This is a genomic window from Thermoanaerobacterium sp. PSU-2 (assembly GCF_002102475.1).
GTDB lineage: Bacteria > Bacillota > Thermoanaerobacteria > Thermoanaerobacterales > Thermoanaerobacteraceae > Thermoanaerobacterium.
The window spans coordinates 76,612-97,968 of the sequence record NZ_MSQD01000003.1; the positions used below are offsets into that span (position 1 = coordinate 76,612).

25 protein-coding genes and 1 riboswitch are annotated in these 21,357 nt (G+C 34.3%); of the genes, 6 read left to right on the forward strand and 19 right to left on the reverse strand.

What is annotated here, in order from left to right; all coding sequences use genetic code 11:
• Positions 1-200: 200 nt before the first annotated feature.
• From BVF91_RS03490 to BVF91_RS03510, 5 genes are all read left to right on the forward strand, one after another.
• Positions 201-581, forward strand: a complete 381-nt coding sequence (locus BVF91_RS03490; protein ID WP_085112115.1) for a hypothetical protein — start codon at positions 201-203, stop codon at positions 579-581.
• Between the two features lie 16 nt (positions 582-597).
• Entirely contained in the window at positions 598-1,098 is a 501-nt protein-coding gene (locus tag BVF91_RS03495; protein WP_168170179.1) for a hypothetical protein, read from the forward strand.
• A gap of 56 nt (positions 1,099-1,154) precedes the next feature.
• On the forward strand, positions 1,155-1,820 hold the full coding sequence (locus BVF91_RS03500) for a hypothetical protein (RefSeq protein WP_085112117.1): 666 nt from the start codon (positions 1,155-1,157) through the stop codon (positions 1,818-1,820).
• A 68-nt stretch (positions 1,821-1,888) separates the two neighbouring features.
• The gene (locus tag BVF91_RS03505) at positions 1,889-2,206 is read left to right on the forward strand and encodes a hypothetical protein (RefSeq protein WP_085112118.1); all 318 of its coding nucleotides are present in this window, start codon (positions 1,889-1,891) and stop codon (positions 2,204-2,206) included.
• A 237-nt stretch (positions 2,207-2,443) separates the two neighbouring features.
• Complete coding sequence (locus tag BVF91_RS03510) at positions 2,444-3,007, forward strand: TMEM165/GDT1 family protein (RefSeq protein ID WP_085112119.1); 564 nt, start codon at positions 2,444-2,446, stop codon at positions 3,005-3,007.
• A gap of 64 nt (positions 3,008-3,071) precedes the next feature.
• Here BVF91_RS03510 and BVF91_RS03515 read toward each other — a convergent pair whose 3' ends face one another.
• The 17 genes from BVF91_RS03515 to BVF91_RS03590 form a co-directional block, all read right to left on the reverse strand.
• Positions 3,072-3,896: a cell wall hydrolase gene (locus tag BVF91_RS03515; RefSeq protein WP_085112120.1), complete on the reverse strand. Its 825-nt coding sequence runs from the start codon at positions 3,894-3,896 to the stop codon at positions 3,072-3,074.
• Positions 3,896-4,024, reverse strand: a riboswitch (cyclic di-AMP (ydaO/yuaA leader). (Overlaps the previous gene by 1 nt.)
• Positions 4,025-4,081: 57 nt before the next feature.
• Complete coding sequence (locus BVF91_RS13260) at positions 4,082-4,225, reverse strand: hypothetical protein (protein WP_168170180.1); 144 nt, start codon at positions 4,223-4,225, stop codon at positions 4,082-4,084.
• Positions 4,226-4,315: 90 nt separating this feature from the next.
• On the reverse strand, positions 4,316-5,686 hold the full coding sequence (locus BVF91_RS03520; RefSeq protein WP_085112121.1) for a sensor histidine kinase: 1,371 nt from the start codon (positions 5,684-5,686) through the stop codon (positions 4,316-4,318).
• On the reverse strand, positions 5,676-6,362 hold the full coding sequence (locus BVF91_RS03525; RefSeq protein WP_085112122.1) for a response regulator transcription factor: 687 nt from the start codon (positions 6,360-6,362) through the stop codon (positions 5,676-5,678). Before BVF91_RS03525 ends, BVF91_RS03520 begins: the two co-directional genes overlap by 11 nt.
• Before the next feature lie 18 nt (positions 6,363-6,380).
• Positions 6,381-7,652, reverse strand: coding sequence for a 3-phosphoshikimate 1-carboxyvinyltransferase (gene aroA, locus BVF91_RS03530; protein ID WP_085112123.1), 1,272 nt, complete (start codon positions 7,650-7,652; stop codon positions 6,381-6,383).
• A gap of 23 nt (positions 7,653-7,675) precedes the next feature.
• Positions 7,676-8,521: a prephenate dehydrogenase gene (locus BVF91_RS03535; protein WP_085112124.1), complete on the reverse strand. Its 846-nt coding sequence runs from the start codon at positions 8,519-8,521 to the stop codon at positions 7,676-7,678.
• Positions 8,518-9,534, reverse strand: a complete 1,017-nt coding sequence (gene aroF, locus BVF91_RS03540) for a 3-deoxy-7-phosphoheptulonate synthase (protein WP_085112125.1) — start codon at positions 9,532-9,534, stop codon at positions 8,518-8,520. The genes BVF91_RS03535 and aroF overlap by 4 nt, the downstream gene beginning before the upstream one ends.
• A gap of 24 nt (positions 9,535-9,558) precedes the next feature.
• On the reverse strand, positions 9,559-10,383 hold the full coding sequence (gene pheA, locus BVF91_RS03545; protein ID WP_085112126.1) for a prephenate dehydratase: 825 nt from the start codon (positions 10,381-10,383) through the stop codon (positions 9,559-9,561).
• A gap of 72 nt (positions 10,384-10,455) precedes the next feature.
• Positions 10,456-11,526: a 3-dehydroquinate synthase gene (gene aroB / locus BVF91_RS03550; RefSeq protein ID WP_085112127.1), complete on the reverse strand. Its 1,071-nt coding sequence runs from the start codon at positions 11,524-11,526 to the stop codon at positions 10,456-10,458.
• Between the two features lie 159 nt (positions 11,527-11,685).
• The gene (sdaAA, locus tag BVF91_RS03555) at positions 11,686-12,561 is read right to left on the reverse strand and encodes an L-serine ammonia-lyase, iron-sulfur-dependent, subunit alpha (RefSeq protein WP_085112128.1); all 876 of its coding nucleotides are present in this window, start codon (positions 12,559-12,561) and stop codon (positions 11,686-11,688) included.
• A gap of 20 nt (positions 12,562-12,581) precedes the next feature.
• A complete protein-coding gene (sdaAB, locus tag BVF91_RS03560; RefSeq protein WP_085112129.1) occupies positions 12,582-13,268 on the reverse strand; it encodes an L-serine ammonia-lyase, iron-sulfur-dependent subunit beta in 687 nt (228 codons plus the stop codon).
• Entirely contained in the window at positions 13,268-15,067 is a 1,800-nt protein-coding gene (gene pepF, locus BVF91_RS03565) for an oligoendopeptidase F (protein WP_085112130.1), read from the reverse strand. Before pepF ends, sdaAB begins: the two co-directional genes overlap by 1 nt.
• A 13-nt stretch (positions 15,068-15,080) precedes the next feature.
• Positions 15,081-15,308 (reverse strand): hypothetical protein, encoded by a 228-nt coding sequence (locus BVF91_RS03570; protein ID WP_085112131.1) that lies wholly within the window; start codon positions 15,306-15,308, stop codon positions 15,081-15,083.
• Positions 15,305-15,934: a cyclase family protein gene (locus tag BVF91_RS03575; RefSeq protein ID WP_085112132.1), complete on the reverse strand. Its 630-nt coding sequence runs from the start codon at positions 15,932-15,934 to the stop codon at positions 15,305-15,307. The genes BVF91_RS03570 and BVF91_RS03575 overlap by 4 nt, the downstream gene beginning before the upstream one ends.
• Positions 15,921-17,399 carry a glucose-6-phosphate dehydrogenase gene (zwf, locus tag BVF91_RS03580; RefSeq protein ID WP_085112133.1) on the reverse strand — a complete coding sequence of 493 codons (1,479 nt, stop codon included), beginning with the start codon at positions 17,397-17,399 and terminating at the stop codon, positions 15,921-15,923. The genes BVF91_RS03575 and zwf overlap by 14 nt, the downstream gene beginning before the upstream one ends.
• Positions 17,400-17,627: 228 nt before the next feature.
• A complete protein-coding gene (locus tag BVF91_RS03585; protein ID WP_085112134.1) occupies positions 17,628-17,939 on the reverse strand; it encodes a hypothetical protein in 312 nt (103 codons plus the stop codon).
• Positions 17,940-18,002: 63 nt separating this feature from the next.
• Positions 18,003-19,181, reverse strand: coding sequence for an FprA family A-type flavoprotein (locus BVF91_RS03590; RefSeq protein ID WP_085112135.1), 1,179 nt, complete (start codon positions 19,179-19,181; stop codon positions 18,003-18,005).
• 113 nt (positions 19,182-19,294) lie between these two features.
• Between BVF91_RS03590 and BVF91_RS03595 the strand changes: the two genes are divergently transcribed.
• On the forward strand, positions 19,295-20,650 hold the full coding sequence (locus BVF91_RS03595) for a hypothetical protein (RefSeq protein WP_085112136.1): 1,356 nt from the start codon (positions 19,295-19,297) through the stop codon (positions 20,648-20,650).
• A gap of 27 nt (positions 20,651-20,677) precedes the next feature.
• On the opposite strand, the gene sspI is transcribed toward BVF91_RS03595, so the two are convergent.
• Both sspI and BVF91_RS03605 read right to left on the reverse strand, forming a co-directional pair.
• Positions 20,678-20,878 carry a small acid-soluble spore protein SspI gene (sspI, locus tag BVF91_RS03600; RefSeq protein WP_085112137.1) on the reverse strand — a complete coding sequence of 67 codons (201 nt, stop codon included), beginning with the start codon at positions 20,876-20,878 and terminating at the stop codon, positions 20,678-20,680.
• A 75-nt stretch (positions 20,879-20,953) separates the two neighbouring features.
• Positions 20,954-21,226, reverse strand: a complete 273-nt coding sequence (locus tag BVF91_RS03605) for a pro-sigmaK processing inhibitor BofA family protein (RefSeq protein WP_085112138.1) — start codon at positions 21,224-21,226, stop codon at positions 20,954-20,956.
• Between the last annotated feature and the right edge of the window lie 131 nt (positions 21,227-21,357).

Below are 21,357 nucleotides of genomic sequence, written 5' to 3' on the forward strand. Positions count from 1 at the left end.
TCCCAGAACCAATTGCCTTTAAAAAATTAGTTCGAACATCGAACTTTTATCTAATAATATTATACCATCAAAAACATCCTTTTGTAAATAATTTTTACGTACGATTTAGGAGGAATTTCTAAATTTTTGTAGAATATATGTTTTATAATTATGCGAGAAAATTAGACAGACAAAAAGCGAAAGTAGGTTAGCATATAATTATGAATAAGAGAAAAAATTTTATAGTAAAAATTGTATCAATGGCAATATTAATATTTACATTGACTTTTACAGCAGGTTGCTCAAAAAACAACTCAAATTATCATGAAGAAAAAAGCTGGGCATTTTCTAAAATTATCATTTTAAATGGTGAGACTTATGTTGGCACATCTGATGATGTCACTTCTATTGACAAGAAAATTGGTACTATTAAATACTTTTCAACTGGGGAGGCAAATATAAATAATACGATTTTTTCAAACTATTATAAAGTTGGCACTAATTTATACTCTATTCCAAATGTTAACACAAAAGATGCAATTGCAGTAGAAATATCCAAAAATCATTATATTAAAGCAATTAACAAGCGTTTAATCAATTAAAAAATTTGAAAGGAGATTGAAAAAATTGCATGTTCGTAAGCTATATATCGTTATTAGTACATTTATAATGTTATGTATTTTAATTTTTTTAGTGATATCTGACGTGACTTCTGAAACAAATATGGTCATATCAAAAGTAAAATCTGGACTTAATGCTGGATTGAATGACTTTTTGCTTAATGCACCTCGTACCAAGGTAAATGCTAATGGAAGTTATGGTAATGATTATATACAAAATGAAAATAGCCAATCGTTTTATTATGTGCCAAATGGAAATAACCAATCACTATGGATAATAGTATATAAAGATCTTTTGATAAACTTAAATCAAGATGAAAGTTTTCCTTTATGCAAGGTTACCAGTGTAGTTTTAGATTCAGATTTAGATACTGTTTTAGATGCTACAGCAACTGTTAATTTTCAAATTCTATTGGGATTTTCTAAAACTATTTATGTTCATCAAGAAATCAGACCTCTACCTCATTTTAAGCATATGACTGGTATGGATAAAATATAAGATATTCATTTCTCTGCAAATAAATTTTAGACTAAATGGTCTGGAAAGGAGTATTTATGACAATCAAACATAAAAATTTATGGATTTTTATATTTATTGGCTTGATTGCATTATTATTGGTTTCGTCTATCTCTAATCTTTTATTATATTTAAAATCGGTAAATATAAACAATTACCTTTCAAGGAGAGTTTTTGAAGATACCTCTGGTTTCGCATCATCAGTCTTAAAAACTGATCAAATATTAAATGATTCTTTGCATAGTAAACAAATTACAATCGGTAATGCTAACATTCTGGGAAATGAATTTTTAAATCAGAGCAATGATATTTTTGATTTGGTAGATATATATGTACATAATGCAATGGAAGAAATACCTATGGGTAACATTATATCTTACATTCCAGAGGAATTTTCATTGTACATAAGCCGAATATTGAATAGACCTCCTCAATCATTTGACATTTATGCATACAACAAAGACGAAATTATTAAATTAAATAAAGAACAATTGGCTAAGTTTACTAAGATGAAAGACATAAATGATAAATTAGTGGAAATTGTAAAAAAAGATGTGAAGGGACTAAAAACATATGGGATAGAAAACAATGCTGATTTTACTCCTTCGAATGCTATTAAAAATCCGTTGTGGAAAAGACTAATTAACGATATTGTAGACTACAAAAATAAAATTCATTGGTCACCCGGCTTCATATTGAATTAATAAATTAAAGTTGTATAATAATTCTAAAGTTAGAATGTTTCAATACATTACATTAAGAGGTGTTATTTATGAAAGACAATGAGTCGAATAAAAAAAATGAATTTGAGAAGGAATTAGATAAACTAAAAGAGTGGGAAGAAAACCAGTACACCCCTGGCTATTATATTGGAACGGGACGAATTCCTGAACCCATAAAAGGGGTTGGCAAATATCCTTTTATACAAATAATTATTGGCTTGATAATATTATTACCCATGATAATTGCCGTAATCGATGAGACAGATGTGTTAAATATAATATCATTTATAATACCGGCCATAATTGGTCTTTCCCTCATTTATGGAGGCATAATAAAATTAATAAACATGAAAAAAATTAGAAAATGAAACAAATTGCATTGACATAATTTTTTGACTTATTATATAATGAAGTAGATGTCTTTTAAAAATATTATATAGTCTATGTAAAGGGGAGTAGTTCACATATATAAATATGTGGCAAAGTCAACATGCTGGTTTTAACCTGGCTTTGCCTTAAAGAATGAGACCTTTACGTAATATGTTGCACATATTATGTAATAGGTTTTATTTTTTTGGCATACTAATTACAAGGAGGCAGATTTGATGAATGCTTTAATATCGTCTTTTATTCTCGTCTTTGCATCTGAAATGGGCGACAAGTCACAGTTTATGGCTATGGCATTTGCCACATTTATAAAAGCCAGAACTGTCTTAATTAGCATATTAATCGCTGCCCTTTTAAATATGGGTATTGCAGTTTTGTTTGGCTCATTTATTACAGAGTACATACCGATAAAATACGTGAAGCTATTGGCTGCCATATCTTTTTTAATTTTTGGATTGATCACATTAAAAAATGGCCATGAAGGACATGAAAAAATCAGAAAATCCAAATACGGTCCAGTTTTCACCATAATAAGTACATATTTTATTTCGGAATTTGGAGATAAGACACAGCTTTCGACACTAGCGCTTACTGCCACATACAAAAATCCTGTATTTGTTTTATTAGGTGCTACTGCAGGAATTTTCATAGCTGATGTCATTGGAATCGTATTGGGAGTTTATTTAGGTAAGAAATTGCCAACAAAACTTTTGCATTACATATCAGCCATCATTTTTATAATATTTGGCTTTATCACTTTGTACGAAGCAAAAACTCTATAGAAAGCAAAATGGATACCTTTCGGTATCCATTTTGCTCCTCTTAGCCTCTCATTAACAATCATTTTTATCTCGCATAAGAAAATACCATATTGCCTACTTTTAGTGCAACTGGCAACGACCAAAGCCACTGATTGGTATTGCTGTTGTCAAAGTAATAAAGTGCACCGTTTGTAGGATCTACACCGTTTAAGGCATCCCTTGCAGCACTTATTGAGTCTGGTGTAGCAGGTAGATTTATCCATCCATTTTCAACAGGCGTAAATTGATAGTAACCGTTGCTATCGACTTGGTATATTACGCCTTGTATTGTGTTAGGAAATATACCACTTTTTACCCTATTCACTATCACGGCACCGACAGCAACTTTAGCTTGATATGGTTCACCACCAGCTTCCGCATTTATAAGCCTTGATAGAAGATCCAAATCAGCATTTGTGTATGAAATAACACCTCTTTGGATAGAACCTCTGTTTGCAGTTACATCGCTTCTTATACTTGAAGAAGTTGATGGTGTACCAGACGTCGATGTTGGTATGACAAAAACTTGCCCTGGATAAATCATATCGCCTGTTAAACCATTTACATTTTTTAAAGCATCTACAGTAGTACCATACTTCATGGCAATTAAGTATAAACTATCGCCTTTCTGGACTGTATATGTGTTGTCACTGCCAGGTACAACTAATACTTGCCCCGGATATATTACTGTATCACTGAGATTGTTAAGCTTCATTATTTGATTGTATGTTGTGCCATAATTTAAGCCTATCTTGTATAGGCTATCACCAGGTTTTACAGTATACGTTGCCGCAAATGCCGTCTGAGAAAATAAAAGAGCCGCTGCTAATGATGCAATGAGAGGCTTTACCTTAATACATTTTTTTAACATAAAAATCCCCCTTTTGCCTCCGAGGTTAGTTGACGGGTTCGGGCAAAGGGACGCCCTACCACCTAAGTGGATTCACCCCAAAAAAAGATCCCCCGTACCCCTTTTCGGGGATTCGGCATATTTTACTTTAATTATAAGGGGAATGATTGTATATGTCCATATTAAACTGATGGGAATATAGGCAATTAGTGGCATTCACTGTAACCGCAAAATGGACAGTAAATACATCCGCTTTCAGGAACTAACTGTGCACCACAGTCAGGGCATGTATATTCTTTAGAAGAATTTTTTACTTCCATCTGCTGATTTTTCGTCGCTTCTTTTTGCATTTTATACCCTCCAATATATAGTGAATTTATAAATATATTATACCATATATTGTGTAGTATGTCACTAAAAATAAATAACAATCCCATATATCAAATTTTCGGGATTGTTATTTTAAATTCAGATCCTTCATTTAATTTGCTTTTTACTTCAATACTCCCACCGTGCAGCTCAACAATAAGCTTTGCAATAGATAGTCCTAAGCCCATTCCACCAGTTTCTTTACTTCTTGCCTTGTCAACCCTATAAAATCTGTCAAATACATAAGGAATCTCTTCTTCAGGTATTCCAATGCCGTCGTCTTTAATTATTACGGCTACATTTTTATCTACTTCTTCTGCATAAATTTTTATATTGCCATCAATGTCTGTATATTTTAATGCATTATCAAGAATTATTCTTAATAGTTCCTTTATAAGGTTCCTATCTGCATTCACTTCCAAATTTTTATGGCAAAAAATTTCAATGCTTTTTTCATTGAAAATCACTTTAGCATCCCTGACTATTTCTGCAATCAATTCATAAACATTAAATAATTTCTTATTTATATTAAGCGTCTTGTTATCTCCTCTTGCCAGCATCAAAAGCCTTTCAATCAATATCTCCATTTCTTGCTCTTCTTTTTTTAAAGCGCCTATAGACTCTTCCAGTACATCTTTGTTGTCTTTCCCCCACCTGTCTATAAGTTCTATATATCCTTTCAAGATAGACAAAGGTGTCCTAAGCTCATGGGAAACATTTGATATAAATGCATTCTGCCTTTTAAAATAGTCTTCCAGCCTGTCCAGCATGTCATTAAACGTAGCAGCGAGCTTAGACAGTTCATCATTATTTCCGCTAATGCTCAATCTTTTATTTAATTTTTTCTCGTCGATTGCATGAACTTCTCTCACCATATAATCAACAGGCCTTAATGCTCTACCTGTTATAAAATATCCTGCAAAAAAAGACACCAAAACTCCAATGACATCGGAAACAGCCATCATCACAAACAAAAGCTTTAAGAAAAAATACTGATTTTTTAAATCTTCATAAACCTGAATGTAAAAAAACTTATTCCCGTAAGTATACTCTCTGTTTATATATGCTATATGCGTCTCATCTTTTTCTATTTTTGTAGGTGCATTTATATTTTTATCATATGGTATACCAATCAAATGCGGTGAAGACACGTACACAATTTTTCCATGCGAATCCACAATCTTTAAATACATATTTTCACCTATTGACGATCCGAAAAGCAAATCTTTGTCTACACTTGTTATTATGCCATCAACTTCTTTCAGCTTTTCGACTATGACATCTGATTGATTTTGTATATCGTCAAACGCTTGATATACAAGGTAATATTTGAGACCGTATAACACAGATGCATTAAGCACTATTAAAATAAATGAAAATATGATAGCATAAAGCAATGCAATTCTCAACTTTATTGATAATTTAAAGCTTTTAATCTTCATCTTTTTCTTTCTTTAAAGAATATCCTACACCTCTTATCGTCTGTATCAACTTATTATTAAACGGTTCATCAATTTTACTTCGCAAATACCTTATGTACACATCTACTATGTTAGTCTCACCAATATAATTGTAGCCCCATACATTCTCCAATATATTTTCCCTTGTAAGCACTATTTCAGAGTTTATAATCAAATATTTCAAAAGCTCAAACTCTTTTTTCGTCAACTCAACCTTTATTCCGTCTCTTTTTACTTCGTATGTAGACAAATCCATTGTTATGCCATCATATACCAATTTATTAGCATTTGACTTTGCATTTTTTCTAAGAGCGTTTCTTATTCTCGCCATAAGCTCTTCAATCGAAAACGGCTTAGTCAGATAATCATCAGCACCTATATCAAACCCAAATACCTTGTCTTTTACATCATCTTTTGCGCTTAAAATTATTACAGGCGTCGATGATTTCTTTCGCAGTTCTCTCAATACTGAAAAACCATCCAAACCGGGAAGCATCAAATCTAAGATTATCAAATCGTAATTTCCATCTAAAGCCTCTCTTAAGCCACTATTGCCGCTATATTCTAATGCCACACTATAACCTTCATGTTCAAGCTCTATCTGTAAAAACCTTGCAATTCTTTTCTCATCTTCAATTATGAGTATGCTTTCTTCCATTAAAATCACCAATTTTTATTATAGCACATTAAGTACGCTATAAAAATCAGGAAATGAAATATTCACACATTCTGCATTTTTTATCTTTGTACTGCCATCAGCTTTTAGAGCAGCAATGCTTAATGACATAGCAACTCTATGATCGTTGTAGCTGTCAACCGTAGCACCATACAGCTTTTCTTTCCCACGAATTACCATGCCATCGTTTGTAGCTTCTATGTCGGCGCCCATTTTCTTCAATTGACTTACCATGGTGTCTATGCGATTGCTTTCTTTTACTTTTAGTTCGTCAGCATCTTTTATAACTGTAGTACCATCAGCGTAAGCTGCTGCTACGGCAATAACCGGTATCTCATCAATCAACCTCGGTATAATCTCACCACCGATCACAATTCCCTTTAGATGCGAAGATCTTACTACTATGTCCGCTACAGGTTCATTGTTTACGACTTTCTCCTCTATTATTTCAACATTGCCACCCATTTTATTCAGCACATCTATTATTCCTGTTCGCGTGTTGTTTATATTTACATTTTTTATCAATACTTCTGAATCAGGCAATATGCTGGCTGCTACCATAAAATACGCAGCAGAAGATATGTCGCCAGGAACCAAGATTTCGCACCCATGCAGTTTTTCCACAGGATGGCATATCACCTTATTGTCATAAGACTCAAAATTTCCGCCAAAGTAATTAAGCATAAGTTCGCTGTGGTTTCTGGACAAATATGGTTCCTCAATTGTCGTAACGTCCTGTGCATACAAACTTGCCAGCATTATGCATGATTTTACTTGAGCACTGGAAACTTCTGTTTTGTAGTTAACCCCCTTAAGTGTATTGCCTTTTATGGTAAGAGGTGCATAATTGTCATAAACCGCTGTTATTTTCGCTCCCATCATTGATAGCGGCTGTATTATTCGTTTCATAGGCCTTTTTCTTAAAGACTCATCACCGGTTATAGTAGATGCAAATTTCTGACCAGCTAAAATACCTGATAAAAGGCGCATCGTTGTACCAGAGTTTCCAGCATCTAAAACATCAAGGCTTTCATTCAGATACATGCCATTTCCTTTAACATATACATCATCATTAACTATTTCTATCTCCACACCTAACTTTCTCATGCAATTTATCGTCGAAAAGCAATCTTCACTTTTTAAGAAACCTTTCACAACAGTATCGCCAACAGCAATAGAGCCAAACATTATGGCTCTATGAGATATAGATTTATCTCCAGGAACATTCACTACACCTTTTAGATGGCTTTTTTTAGAAATTTCTACCTCCATAAAATATTCATTCCTTTCCAAAGTCAAGAAGCTATGCTTTTTCTGATTTCTCTTGCTGTATCAAAAAATTCACACAGTGACTTTATATCGTCACAATCAAGGCTAAATAAAAATTCGTTTAAAAGATTTTCATAATCTATTATCAGCCTTTTTATAACATCTTTGTTATTCAAAATAATATCCTTCCACATCTCAGTCTGGGACATCGATATTCTCGTAGAGTCTTTAAAACCGCCAGCAGCGAATCTTATAGCATCTGCGTCTTCTCTATATGCAAAATTAGTCAGAGCCGCCGATAAAATATGTGGCACATGGCTTACAATGCCTACTATCCTATCATGTGAATAGCTATCAACAAGTATAGGATTAGCACCAATTTTTTTAATTATTTCATCGATGAAAATCTCTACCACACTGTCAGGTGTTTTTTCATCAGGAATTATAAAATAATTGCTTCCAAAAAAGAGTTCAGAACTGCTTGAAGAAAATCCACACTTTTCAGAGCCTGCCATAGGATGACCACCTATAAAGAATTTATCTTTCGGCAATATGCCCTTTACCGCATCCATTATCGTTTTTTTTGTGCTTCCAACATCAGTTATCACACAGCCGTCTTTTAAGTGGGGAAGCATTTCTTCTATGCAATTTATGACTATTCCAACAGGAGTGCATACAAATACTACGTCTGTGTCTATTGGTTTATCAATTTCTTTTAAGCCTTCATCAATTATTCCTTCCCTTAAAGCTTCATCGATATAATCATCTTTCACGTCTACACCTATTATACCTAAATTTGTATACTTTCTTATGGCTTTCGCCAAAGAGCCACCTATAAGCCCCAATCCTATGATCGCTACTTTTTCAATCATTTAAAATCACGTCCTACCGCATTTGCTATATCAGATATTTCTTCTGCCAAAACTCTAAATTCATCTGGCGTCAATGACTGCGCACCGTCTGATAAAGCATTTTTAGGATCAGGATGAACTTCAATTATAAGGCCATCTGCTCCGGCAGCTATTGCAGCTTTCGCCATTGGATTTACTAAAAAAGATTTTCCTGTTCCATGGCTCGGATCGACTATTATTGGCAAGTGGCTTAGTCTTTTTACAACAGGCACCGCACTTAAATCAAGGGTATTTCTCGTGTACTGCTCGAATGTCCTTATTCCTCTTTCACAAAGTATCACATTTTTGTTGCCTTCGCTTAAAATGTATTCAGCAGCATTAAGCCACTCTTCTATTGTGGCTGCAATGCCTCTCTTTAAAAGAACAGGCATATTAGACCTGCCCACTTCTTTAAGTAGCGAAAAGTTTTGCATGTTTCTCGCGCCGATTTGCAATACATCTGCATATTTGGCTACAATTTCTATAGAATAGACGTCCATAACCTCCGTAACTATTTTTAAACCTGTATGCTTTTTAGCTTCATATAACATCTCAAGTCCTTCTCTTTCAAGTCCTTGGAAAGAATATGGAGACGTGCGGGGCTTGTATGCACCACCTCGCAAAAATTTAGCTCCAAACATCTTGACTGCTTCTGCACTTTCAAAAAGCTGCTCTTTGCTTTCAACAGCACATGGACCAGCCATTATGACTACACTTTTACCACCAACTTGGACACCGTCTACATCTACAATTGTAGATACAGGATTAAATGTACGACTTGCAAGTTTGTAAGACTCAACTATAGGTATGACTTTCTCAACGCCTTCCATAAGCTCAACATTTTTATCTTTAAGTTTTTTCTTGTCGCCAATCACACCTATTACTACTCGTTCTTCTCCTTTAGAAATGTGGGGTTTTAAATCAAGAGATAATAAAAGATTTGACACATCAGAGATTTGCTTTTCTGTAGCACTTGGCTTCATAACAATTACCATTTAAAAATCCTCCATTCTACCGTTTTACATGTATTTAGGATATGAACCTAATACCTTTAAAAACTCCGTTTTACCCATCAACACACCTAATATTTTATTAATGCGATTATCGCATCTATGACCTTCAATGTCAACCCAAAACACGTATTCGCCCATCTTCCTTCTGGAAGGCCTTGATTCTATCTTTGTCATATTCACATTTTCTCTGGCAAACACCTCTAATATCTTGTAAAGACTTCCCGGCTCATTTGGAACAGAAAATATTAGAGATGTCTTGTCGTTTCCTGTGTATTCGCAATCACTTGAGGCAAGAACGACAAACCTCGTAAAATTGTTTTTCACATCTTGTATGTCTCTATCGATTATTTGCGCTCCGTAAATTTCTGCAGCCCTGGCATTACCTATTGCTGCAGCATGGGCTTTATTTTTTATTTCAGAAACAGCTTTTGCCGTACTATCTGCAGTTACAATTTCAGCATTTGGCAAGTTTCTCCTGATATAGTCTCTACACTGAGCAAGTGCCTGTGGATGAGAGATTACAAGCTTTATTTCATCAAAGTCCAGATTTTTGTCAGCGATAAGACAATGAGATATAGGAATGACTATCTCTCTTTTTATTTTAAGCCCATCAGCATCATTTATAAGCATATCCAATGTGACATTTACAGTGCCTTCTATAGAGTTTTCTATCGGAACTAATCCCTCATCATCTTCATTAATGCACAACATTGTAATGATATCTGGAATTGTCTTTAATTCCTTAACGCAGTATCCTCGTTTTTGATTAATATAAAAGATAAGAGCTTGTTCAGAAAATGTGCCTTTCGGTCCAAGGTAGTAAATGTTCATGCCACACCCCCTTTAACTGTTTTCTTGATATTTTAATACTCTATTCTGCTAAAGTCAAGAAAATTTCTTTTATTAGTTCAATACATTCAATATTTCATCTTCTAAAATATCGAAGACTTCAGCATTGCCATATCCTAACGGCAGGACAAACTTTATCTTGCCTTCTCTGTTTTTCTTATCATGCTTTATGCTCTCAACTATTTCATGCTTGTCTATATTGCCGTAATCAACAGGAAGACCGCATGAAACCAACAAATTTTTGATGCGCAAAAGATAACTTTCATCGATGTACTTTCTGTTTAAGGCGATTTTACCAGCATAATACATTCCAATTGCAACAGCTTCACCATGAATGTACTTTTTGTACCGCGTAATTGATTCTAAGGCGTGTCCTATAGTATGCCCATAGTTTAAAATGGCTCTTATATTATTTTCTTTTTCATCTTTTGATACAACATCGCTTTTTATTTCACATGATCTTTTAATCAGATATCTCATCATATCATCATCTAAATTTAATATTTTATCCATATTGGTTTCTAAAAAATTAAGCAATGATTCATCTTTAATTATGCCGTACTTTATTATCTCCGAAATTCCTCCTAAAACTTCCCTTCTATTTAGAGTTTTCAGTACGCTTGTATCAATGAAAACAGCCTTTGGCTGATAAAATGAGCCAACAATGTTTTTCCCCTCATCTAAATTTACTCCAACCTTGCCTCCCACACTGCTGTCAACTTGCGCCAATAAAGTTGTCGGAATCTGTATGAAGTCTATACCCCTCATGTACAGCGCAGCTACAAGTCCGGCTATATCACCTACAACTCCTCCACCTAATGCTATCACAGAACTATCCCTCAATAATCCAAAGTCGAAACACTCCTCCAACAAATGTTTTACTGTGTCTAAATTTTTACTTTCTTCACCAGCTTTTATAACTAAGTGACTTACGGCAAAACCATCTTTCGATAAAGCGTCTTCAACGTTTTGAAGATATATGTTTGACACATTTGAATCAGTGATTATGATTGCCCTTCCACTTCTCAAGTGGTTTCTCAAATATAGCCCAATATCACTTAAAATTCCATTTGAGATGTAAATAGGATATGAATAATTTTTTAAATTTACATTGACGATTTCCATTGGATCAACCCCCTTTAACTTTGTATCAAAATCATTATATATGCATATATTATAATAGAAAATTAAATAAATTTAAACAGTTCTACCTCTTATAGAGGTAATTACCGATTAAAAATCGGTTTTTAAAAAGGCTTTACGAATAACTCGTAAAGCCTTTCTCTATTCTCTCATATTCATTTTCAGCTTAATGCCGGTTGCAGTCTTTGCAAGCCCTCCTTCAGCCGTCTCTCTAAGTGCACAAGGCATAGCTTTCCCTACACTGTCCATTGCACTTACAACGTCATCAAAAGGAATGATGCTTTTCATGCCAGATAAAGCCAGATCAGCGCAAATCAAAGCATTTGCAGCACCAATTGCATTTCGCGTGACGCATGGAACCTCCACTAACCCTGCTACAGGATCACATACAAGTCCCAAAAGATTCATAATGGCAAAAGACGCTGCATTTAAGGCCTCGTCAGGGGAACCACCCATCAATTCAACTAAAGCAGCGGCAGCCATAGCCGACGCTGAGCCCACTTCAGCCTGACATCCTCCTTCTGCACCTGAAAGCGTAGCATTTTTTGCGATTATTATTCCAATTCCAGATGATGTAAACAAGGATTTTATCAATTCATCATCATTTTTGCCAAATTTCCTTGCAATAGTTATCAACGCTCCCGGAATGACGCCACTGGAACCAGCAGTAGGTGCTGCAACAATTTTGCCCATCGCTGCATTTACTTCTGATACTGCAATAGCCGATGCAACAGCTTTTGAAACTGTCTCACCGCTTATTGTAAAATTATTAATTATTTTATCGTACAATCTTTTAGCATCTCCGCCGATAAAACCACCTACAGATTTTACATCTTCTTTCAAGCCTCTTTCGATAGATTTTCTCATCACATCAAGATTTGATGACATCTTTTCTATTATTACATCTCTATCATCGCCAGTCATCTCGTGCTCATAATTTATCACGACTTCCGATATAGGAATATTATATTTTTTTGTAAGCTCCAGTAATTCAAATCCACTACTAAACTGATACAACTTCTTCACCTCAGTACGTTTTATTTATGCTTTATCACACTGTCTACAACTATAGCTTTCTCTATTCCATCAATATGTTCTATTCTTACTCGCACATCTTCTGGTATGGTTTGATCTGATTCAATCACCATAATAGCCATATCCCCCTTTAACTGCCTGTACACCCTCATAAAAGCTATATTTATCATATGCTCCGATAAGACCTTTGTCACCATTGCTATGATACCAGGTTTGTCAATATGCTTTGTAATAAGCGTCTCGTACTCTCCTGTAAACTCCACATTCATGCCGTTAATTTCTTTAAGCACAACATTGCCTCCGCCTATTGACGAACCCAATACTTCAATAACATCACCTAAATTGTTTTTTATAATCATTCTAACTGTATTAGGATGTGATGCATCCTTATCGCTTTTTACAAATGAAAATGAGATGTTTTGCTCTTTTGCCAATTCAAAAGAATTAGGCAGCCTTTCATCATCTGGGTCAAGTCCTATGATTCCGGCGACAAGCGCTTTGTCAGTGCCATGACCCTTATATGTGTTTGCAAAAGAATCATACAGTATAAACTGCACTTCTTTTACATCATCACCTGCTATTTGTCTGGCTATCTTTGCCAGCCGTGCAGCTCCTGCTGTATGTGAACTGCTGGGACCAATCATGACAGGTCCCATTATATCAAAAACGCTGTACTCTCTCAAATTCATCACCTGTCCAAAAGTCTTTCCATTTCATCTAATACATTCTCAAATACATTTAAAGCATCTAAAATCGGCTTCTTTGTTGTAAGATCTACACCAGCTTTTTTTAAGATATTAAGTGGATAATCTGAACCACCGCTTTTTAAAAATTCTATATATCTTTTTACCGCATCATCCCCTTCATTTAAAATCATCTGCGACAATGCAACAGCAGCGGAAAATCCTGTAGCATATTTGTAGACATAAAAGCTTGAATAAAAATGCGGTATCCTTTCCCATTCATAATCGATCTCATCGTCTACTATTATATCATTTCCGTAATAAAATTGATTAAGTTTATGATACTTTTGGCACAATTTTTCTGCAGTCAGCGCTTCACCTTTCTCAGCTTCTTCATGGGTATACTTTTCAAATTCAGCAAACATAACCTGCCTAAATATTGTTCCTTTAAACTGTTCAAGATAATGGTTTAATAGATACAACTTCTCGTTTTTGTCTCTTGCATTTTTTAAAAGGTAGTCTATTAAAATAGATTCATTGCAAGTAGATGCGACTTCTGCAACAAATATCTTATAGTGAGAATTGATGTATTTCTGAGCTTTGTCAGAATAATACGTATGAAGTGAATGCCCCATCTCATGAGCAATGGTGAAAACATCATCCAATTTACCTTGAAAGTTCAGAAGCACAAATGGATGCACGCCATAAGTTCCCCATGAATACGCTCCAGATGTCTTGCCTCTATTCTCATAGACATCTATCCAACGGCTATCAAAGCCTTCCTTTAAGATGCTTACATACTCATTACCCAATGGCTCTAAAGCTTTTAGCACTATGTCTTTGGCTTCTTCGTATTCATATTCTTTGTCAAAGTCAGCAACTAATGGCACATAAAGATCGTACATATGCAGCTCATCAAGTTTCAACATCTTTTTTCTAAGAGAAACATATCTGTGTAATAGATTAATCTTTTCATGTATAGCTTCTATCAAATTGTCGTAAACAGATACAGGGACATTGTCATCAAAAAGCGAAGCTTCCAAAGATGTACTATAATTTCTTATCTTTGAATAGAATACATCTTTCTTAACATTGGAATCTGTCATGGCTGCGTACGTATTGGCAAAATTTTTGTAGACGCTGTAAAGTGATTCAAAGGCCTTCTTTCTGACATTCCTATCTTTACTGCTTATGTATTTAATATAATTTCCATGCGTCAGCTCCACCAAATCCCCATCTTCATCTTCAATAGAAGGAAATCTGATGTCGGCATTATCCAGCATTTTGAATATATTCTCAGGAGAGTGTGCCATGACTTCACTTTCTGCCAATATCATCTCTTCTTTGTCTGAAAGGGTATGAGGCTTATACCTTAATAAATTCTCCAGAAAATGCCTATAATCTATGAAATCATCATTATCCTCAATACAGCTTTTCAAGACTTTTTCATCCATCGATAAAATCTCTGGAGCAATAAAAGAAGCTGCACTAGATGCCTCAATATTAATTCTCATAGCTTTATCTGTCAATGCTTGATATTTGCCATTGCCATTGTCTTCGTCTCTCTTCATCCTGGCATACACAAAAAGCTTCTCTATAATCATCTGCAAGGCATCATTTAGCTTAAGAACATTTAAAAGGGATTCTGCATCTTTAATCTTGCCTTTAAAGTCTGACAATTGCCTTATGATTTCCTTGGCTTTGTCAAAATCGTCATTCCACTCTTTATCGCTTTCATATATGTCTTCCAGTTTCCACTTGTACTTGTCGTCGATGTCTTTTCGATCTTTCAACTTCTTATCCATATTAACCTCCAAATTAGATACTTTCTTTAAATTTTAATTTTTTAATCATATGTTTTTTATTCAAAGCGTTTTTAAAAGCATCTGAATAATCTTGCCCCGCTTTGAAATTTTCAACGAATTCCAACATTGTACTTTCACCATATTTGTCTATAAGTATATTAGATATTTCCTGGATATTGTCCAAATCAACCTCAGAATTGCCAACAATACAATTGCCTATATTGTACATGTTGACTTTCATTTTTTATCGTCCTCTATCAAAAGCGCTCTGGTAGGTGCAGCTTCTGCACCATCTACTTTTAAAGGAGCAGCAATCAATGTATATTTTCCTTCTCTTACGTCTTTTAACCTTAATCCTTCAAGTATAGTTATTCCGTTTCCAAGTAAAGTCTTATGGGTTTCGTGGTTTGGCTGTGCTCTTTCTATTCCAAGTCCATCTGTTCCAACTCCTATTACTTTCTTTTCCTTCAAATACTCAGCTCCGCTTGCATCTAAGAAAATGAAATTAAAGTTGAAACTATCTTCATAAGAATTTTTCGTCTTTAAAAGTACAAATTCTCCGCTTTCTATTTCCTTCTCTTTCAAATCATCTGCAGTTATCTTATCATCTACGTTGGTAAAATCAAGAACTTTGCATTTTGAAACAGCTTTTGTTATATCAAAATGGTCGATCGTATCACCGCCTTCTATCATGTGAAGAGGCGCATCGAAATGAGTACCTGTGTGCATATCCATACATATCCTGGATTCATGCACGCTGTCATTGGGAAAATCGCTGGTTACAATCAATTCAGGTTTTTTCTCAGGTTTGTTTTTGTAAACCTGCATATTCTTATTGATATTCATCGAAACATCATATATTTTCATCGTAAAAACCTCCTATATTCCACCACTTAAAATTATCTCTAAGAAGTAATTCATCAGCATCATAAGGTCCCCATGTTCCTGGCTTGTAGTTAGGAAACTCTGGTTTATTGTTTTTCCAGACCTCAGCTATTTTGTCTACATACCTCCATGAATACTCAACTTCATCCCATCTCGTAAAAAGAGTAGAATCTCCTCGCAGCGCGTCATAAATCAATCTTTCATAAGCTTCTGGTGAATTCATGCCAACTTGGCAATTTTGACAAAAATCCATTCGTACCGGTATCACCTTATTTAAAGTACCAGGTCTTTTCGCATTAAACTGCAAAAAAACGCCTTCTTCAGGTTGTATCTTAATGACCAGCAGGTCTGGCATAAGTCCACCATACTCTTTAAAATACAAAACGCCTGGGAGAGGTTTAAACTGTATTATTATTTCAGTGGATTTTACTGGCAATTTTTTACCTGTTCTTATGTAGAAAGGTACACCGGCCCATCTAAAATTGTCTACAAAGACTTTAATTGCAGCAAATGTCTCTGTATCGGAATCAGGTGATACTCTATCCTCGTTCCTATAACCTTCATACTGACCTCTCACTGCATTTTTCAATACAAGATCCGGCGTTAACTCCTTAAGAGATTTTAACACCTTCACTTTTTCATCATGGATAGAATCAGTAGTAAGATCAATAGGCGGTTCCATGGCAGTCAGCGTCAAAAGCTGCAACATGTGATTTTGAATCATGTCTCTTAGCGCACCAGCTTTTTCATAGTATCCACCTCTATTTTCTACGCCAACCGTCTCACTGGAGGATATCTGCACATTGTCTATGTATTTGTTGTTCCAAACTGGCTCAAAAAACACATTGGCAAACCTGATTACCATTATGTTTTGCAACATTTCTTTGCCTAAATAGTGGTCTATGCGATACGTGTTTTTTTCAGTAAAAACATCAGTTATCTTTTTGTTTAAATAAACTGCAGAATTCAAATCCTTGCCAAATGGTTTTTCTATCATGACTCTTTGCCACGATTTTTCATTCTCTGCCATTCCATGTTGATGTAACTTTTCAACGATGAGTTCAAAATACTCAGGAGCTACCGCCAAGTAATAAATTCTATTTCCGTTTGTTTGATATTTGTCATCAAGCGCTCTCAAAAAATCTTTAAGTCTTGAGTATCCATCATCATCATGAAACTCAAACTTTTGATAGTATATTCTATCTCTTAAATTTTTCCAAAGCTCATCATCTATTTTAATTCTCGAAAATTTCTTAATAGATTCGTATACTTCATTGCGATAAATCTCATCCGTCTTATCACGCCTTCCAACCGAAACGACGCAAAAATTTTCTGGAAGGCTTTTTTCATAAAGCAAATTGTAAACAGCGGGCATCAACTTTCTATGAGTTAAGTCTCCTGTGCCACCAAAAATAACCATAACACTGGATATATTATCTGTTGCCATAATATCACCTTCTTTCATTTAATGTCTTAAATTTTAACCATTTCTATACATTATAATAACTCAGAAACAGCATTTTTTAAAATAACTTTCAAAAAATTTCTATCATTAATAATTATTATTTATTAATATATTTTTCTTAATAGATATTATACTACTTTTTTATAATTATTGAAATAAAGAAACGTCAATAATCATCTTAAAATGAAAAAATAGGAGCATTAAAGCTCCTTACCGTATAGTTAAATACACATTCAACAATCTTTTTATTTCATCACACACACCATCGTCAGCCTGTATCATTATGTTGTTGCCGTCTATCTTATATTCAAAACCAGTATATCCTTTGTTTAGTAAATACTCTTTTACTGCGTTAACACCACCATCGCCGTTTGCAACAAGCACTTTTTTACCCACAAAGTCACCATTAACGTACACATTTAATGCATCCTGTGATTTCTTTAAAAGTGAATCTTCTTCATAAGTTGTCATAGCGCTAATAATGCCTGGAGCTATGGTATTTTGTCCGTTTAAATTTATCATGAAATCACCTCACAGGATATTCTATACACAAATCTGCTATTATATTCTTCTATGATACATTAATTATTTAATGTTTGCTTCTTTATGTTTTTTAACTATATTATCTGCTAATTCATCTAAAAGCTTATAATCTTCTTCTTTTGGAAGACCTTTTATAAATACTGGCGGTATCACTTCAACTTTTAGGTTTGTAATCATGCTGGACAATTGGTCAATAGTTTTTCCGCCCCAACTGTATGACCCAACAATTGATAAAAATTTAGTTTTTGGCTTTAAGGCATTTGCGAGATATGTAGCATAAATCACCTGTGGGTGTGCCCCAGTCAAAACCGTCGGCGTGCCTACGACTATTGTGGCAGCGTCAACTAATGACATAGCAAGTTCACCTAAATCTGTCACTGTTAAATCATATGGTTTTACAACGACACCTTTTTGTGAAAGAACAGCAGTCAAATAATCTACCATTGCTTTTACAGAACCGTGCATTGTAACATACGGTATAACAACTATATTCTTCGGTTCGTCGTATACCCAGCTATTGTACGCATCAAAAATGAATTGTGGTCTATTGTAAACCGGACCATGGGATGGAGCTATGTAATCTATTTTTAAATCTTTTATCTTTTCAAGATTTTTTGCCACAAAGTTTCTAAAAGGCATCATTATTTCTGCATAGTATCGCTTTGCAGAATTATAAACATGGCATTCATCTTCTGCAAAAAGCTTCGATGTAGCCAAATGTGAACCTAAAAAATCACATGTAAACAGGATATTGTCTTCTTCAAGGTATGTAAACATGGTCTCAGGCCAATGTACCCATGGGGCATGAATAAACCTAAGAGTCTTTCCTCCAAGAGATACAGTTTCATTGTCTTCTACAGTTATTATCTTGTCTTCAGAAATATGTAGAAGATCCATTAAAAAGGCCTTTGCTTTCGGAGTGCATATAACTTTTGCATCAGGATACTTTTCTAAAACAAAAGGAATTCCACCAGAATGGTCCTGTTCGGAATGATTTGATACAATATAGTCTATCTTTTGTACATCTTTCAATTGATCCATAAGCACTTCTATTTTCATAGGATCAACTGTGTCTATCAAAGCTATCTTTTCACTGCCTTCTATGAGATAAGCATTATAGCTTGTCCCGTCAGGAAGTGGAATAAGAGAGTCAAACAATCTCCTTTCAAAATGGACTGCACCAATTTTTGTTACACCATCTTTAAGCTGCATTGGTTTCATTTTAACTACCTCCTTATCGAATATTTTATCATATTTTTAATAATTTTACCAAACTCAACGCAAAATATGTAATTGAAGCGAGTAAATAAAAACGTAAAAAATGAGGTGTTACAATGGTAAATATAACAACAACACATATTGTCTACTTAATTTCAATACTTGTAATATTTTTATTTATGGTCTTTCGAAAAGACATAATTTTGCCTTGTATTGTGGGCATATTTGCCGTAGCAATGTCACAGACTAAAAACGTATTGAAATCTATTGAAATTTTGTATTCTTCTGTATTTGTATCCGGAAAAGAGCTTTGGCAGGTAATACTTATCATTTCCCTGATTATTGCCATGTCACGTGCACTTGATGATATAGGCGCAGATGTTGTCATAACAAAGCCATTATTGAGATTTCTAAGCTCTCCAAGTAAAACATTTTGGATCGTGGGCATAGTGATGATGGTTTTATCTCTTTTCTTATGGCCGTCACCTGCTGTTGGTTTAATAGGTGCTGTCTTAATCGGGCCTGTTTTGAAATCAGGCTTTGATGAATTGAGTTTTGCATCCTTAGTAACCATATTCGGATTTGGAGCTGCTTTATCAGGAGATTTTTTTATACAAGGTGTTCCATCTGTAACAGCTAAAACATTAGGAATACCTACATCAAAATTAATTTTAAGTAGCATACCAGTATGGGGTGTAACATCTCTCATCACAATAGTTTTCTTTTATTTTGTTACAATGAAAAATTTAAAAGACAATAAGCAAAAAGAAAATAATTACAACAATAATTTAGATGGAAAGAAAATATACAAGGAAAGTTACATTATTTCATTTGTCGCTGTACTCTTTTTTGCCATCGATACTTTTTTAATGTACATTTTAAAAATCAAAGGAAATGCGGCAACGGCATTAATCGGCGGCACTGCAATAATCGTACTTTTAGCTTCAACAATCGTACAAAAAGATTTCTTAAACAAGACAAGAGACTACTTGAAAAATGGGTTTTTGTCTGGAATCAAAACATTTGCTCCAATCATAGTGATAAGTGCTTTTTTCTTTTTAGGAGAGTTGACAACTGCAAAAGAGGTCATAGGTCCAGATGCGAAAGGATATCTCATGGATCTCGGCATTTACCTTTCAAAGCACATTCCTTTAAATAAATACACTGTAGCATTGATGCAGCTTTTAATAGGAATACTGACAGGACTATCAGGCTCAGGATTTTCTGGGCTACCTTTGGTAGGTGCACTTTCTAAAACTTTTGCCCATACGCTTAATATAAATTCATCAATATTGGCTTCATTAGGTGAAATAACCTGTATATGGGTTGGTGGTGGCACCATAATCCCTTGGAGCGTAGTACCGGTAACTGCAGTCATTAAGGTGGACCCTGATGCGATAGTCAAAAGAAATCTGCTTTCGGTAATCGTAGGTTTGACTTGCGGTTACATAGTAACGGTATTGCTACTATAAAATAAAGGGTATCAACCAAGATACCCTTTATGATATTCCTCTCATTATGTAATCCATCACGTTGTTTTTCTCATTATCATTCATTTTCTCCCATGCTGCTTCAAAAATTATGCCAAGACCAGGTATGGCATTCTCCTCCTTTGCATCTACAGCTTCTTGTATAAATCCTTTAATATCGTCTTTTGAACGATTTTTTAAATTGTCAAGGATGATCTTTCTTATATCCATTTCAATACCTCCTTCGTACTTATTATTCCAAATCAAATCAACAATATTAGTCATAAAAAAATAACCCCAATAGGGTTAAAAAGAAATTTTAAATAGATACTTCAAAATCAGCAATACAATTATTCCTGGTATGCCAAAAACACCTGCAACAAAAGCATTTATTATGTTTAAATGCAATGTTAAGCCAAAAATCGAGCCAAAAAAATTAAAAATCAAAAGAAAAATATAGCCAATTATAGAATTTATGACAAATTTAAAAAGTATTTTTATAGACTTTCCAAAAAGCCAAACTATAAATGCAAGTATTATGATTCCTATTGCAAACGAAAAAAAGCCTGGCAAAAGCACAAAACCACCTCACAACATAATTATACACCTATTATATCATATTAAAAATAGATTAGAACACATAAAGACATGTTGAATTAAACTTAAAGTTAATATAAAATTAAATAGTGTTTAACAAATAAATAGTAAGG

Excerpts from the sequence above, each read along its gene's own strand:
- BVF91_RS03500 (WP_085112117.1), top strand. The coding sequence starts at position 1,155 with ATGACAATCAAACATAAAAATTTATGGATTTTTATATTTATTGGCTTG.
- aroA (WP_085112123.1), bottom strand. The coding sequence starts at position 7,652 with ATGGAGGTAGAAATTTCTAAAAAAAGCCATCTAAAAGGTGTAGTGAAT.
- BVF91_RS03510 (WP_085112119.1), top strand. The coding sequence starts at position 2,444 with ATGAATGCTTTAATATCGTCTTTTATTCTCGTCTTTGCATCTGAAATG.
- sdaAB (WP_085112129.1), bottom strand. The coding sequence starts at position 13,268 with ATGAATTTGAGAGAGTACAGCGTTTTTGATATAATGGGACCTGTCATG.
- pheA (WP_085112126.1), bottom strand. The coding sequence starts at position 10,383 with ATGAACATTTACTACCTTGGACCGAAAGGCACATTTTCTGAACAAGCT.
- BVF91_RS03590 (WP_085112135.1), bottom strand. The coding sequence starts at position 19,181 with ATGAAACCAATGCAGCTTAAAGATGGTGTAACAAAAATTGGTGCAGTC.
- BVF91_RS13260 (WP_168170180.1), bottom strand. The coding sequence starts at position 4,225 with ATGCAAAAAGAAGCGACGAAAAATCAGCAGATGGAAGTAAAAAATTCT.
- BVF91_RS03575 (WP_085112132.1), bottom strand. The coding sequence starts at position 15,934 with ATGAAAATATATGATGTTTCGATGAATATCAATAAGAATATGCAGGTT.
- BVF91_RS03515 (WP_085112120.1), bottom strand. The coding sequence starts at position 3,896 with ATGTTAAAAAAATGTATTAAGGTAAAGCCTCTCATTGCATCATTAGCA.
- sspI (WP_085112137.1), bottom strand. The coding sequence starts at position 20,878 with ATGGATATAAGAAAGATCATCCTTGACAATTTAAAAAATCGTTCAAAA.
- BVF91_RS03535 (WP_085112124.1), bottom strand. The coding sequence starts at position 8,521 with ATGATTGAAAAAGTAGCGATCATAGGATTGGGGCTTATAGGTGGCTCT.
- BVF91_RS03520 (WP_085112121.1), bottom strand. The coding sequence starts at position 5,686 with ATGAAGATTAAAAGCTTTAAATTATCAATAAAGTTGAGAATTGCATTG.
- pepF (WP_085112130.1), bottom strand. The coding sequence starts at position 15,067 with ATGGATAAGAAGTTGAAAGATCGAAAAGACATCGACGACAAGTACAAG.
- zwf (WP_085112133.1), bottom strand. The coding sequence starts at position 17,399 with ATGGCAACAGATAATATATCCAGTGTTATGGTTATTTTTGGTGGCACA.
- BVF91_RS03585 (WP_085112134.1), bottom strand. The coding sequence starts at position 17,939 with ATGATAAATTTAAACGGACAAAATACCATAGCTCCAGGCATTATTAGC.
- BVF91_RS03505 (WP_085112118.1), top strand. The coding sequence starts at position 1,889 with ATGAAAGACAATGAGTCGAATAAAAAAAATGAATTTGAGAAGGAATTA.
- BVF91_RS03490 (WP_085112115.1), top strand. The coding sequence starts at position 201 with ATGAATAAGAGAAAAAATTTTATAGTAAAAATTGTATCAATGGCAATA.
- BVF91_RS03525 (WP_085112122.1), bottom strand. The coding sequence starts at position 6,362 with ATGGAAGAAAGCATACTCATAATTGAAGATGAGAAAAGAATTGCAAGG.
- aroB (WP_085112127.1), bottom strand. The coding sequence starts at position 11,526 with ATGGAAATCGTCAATGTAAATTTAAAAAATTATTCATATCCTATTTAC.
- BVF91_RS03570 (WP_085112131.1), bottom strand. The coding sequence starts at position 15,308 with ATGAAAGTCAACATGTACAATATAGGCAATTGTATTGTTGGCAATTCT.
- BVF91_RS03595 (WP_085112136.1), top strand. The coding sequence starts at position 19,295 with ATGGTAAATATAACAACAACACATATTGTCTACTTAATTTCAATACTT.
- aroF (WP_085112125.1), bottom strand. The coding sequence starts at position 9,534 with ATGGTAATTGTTATGAAGCCAAGTGCTACAGAAAAGCAAATCTCTGAT.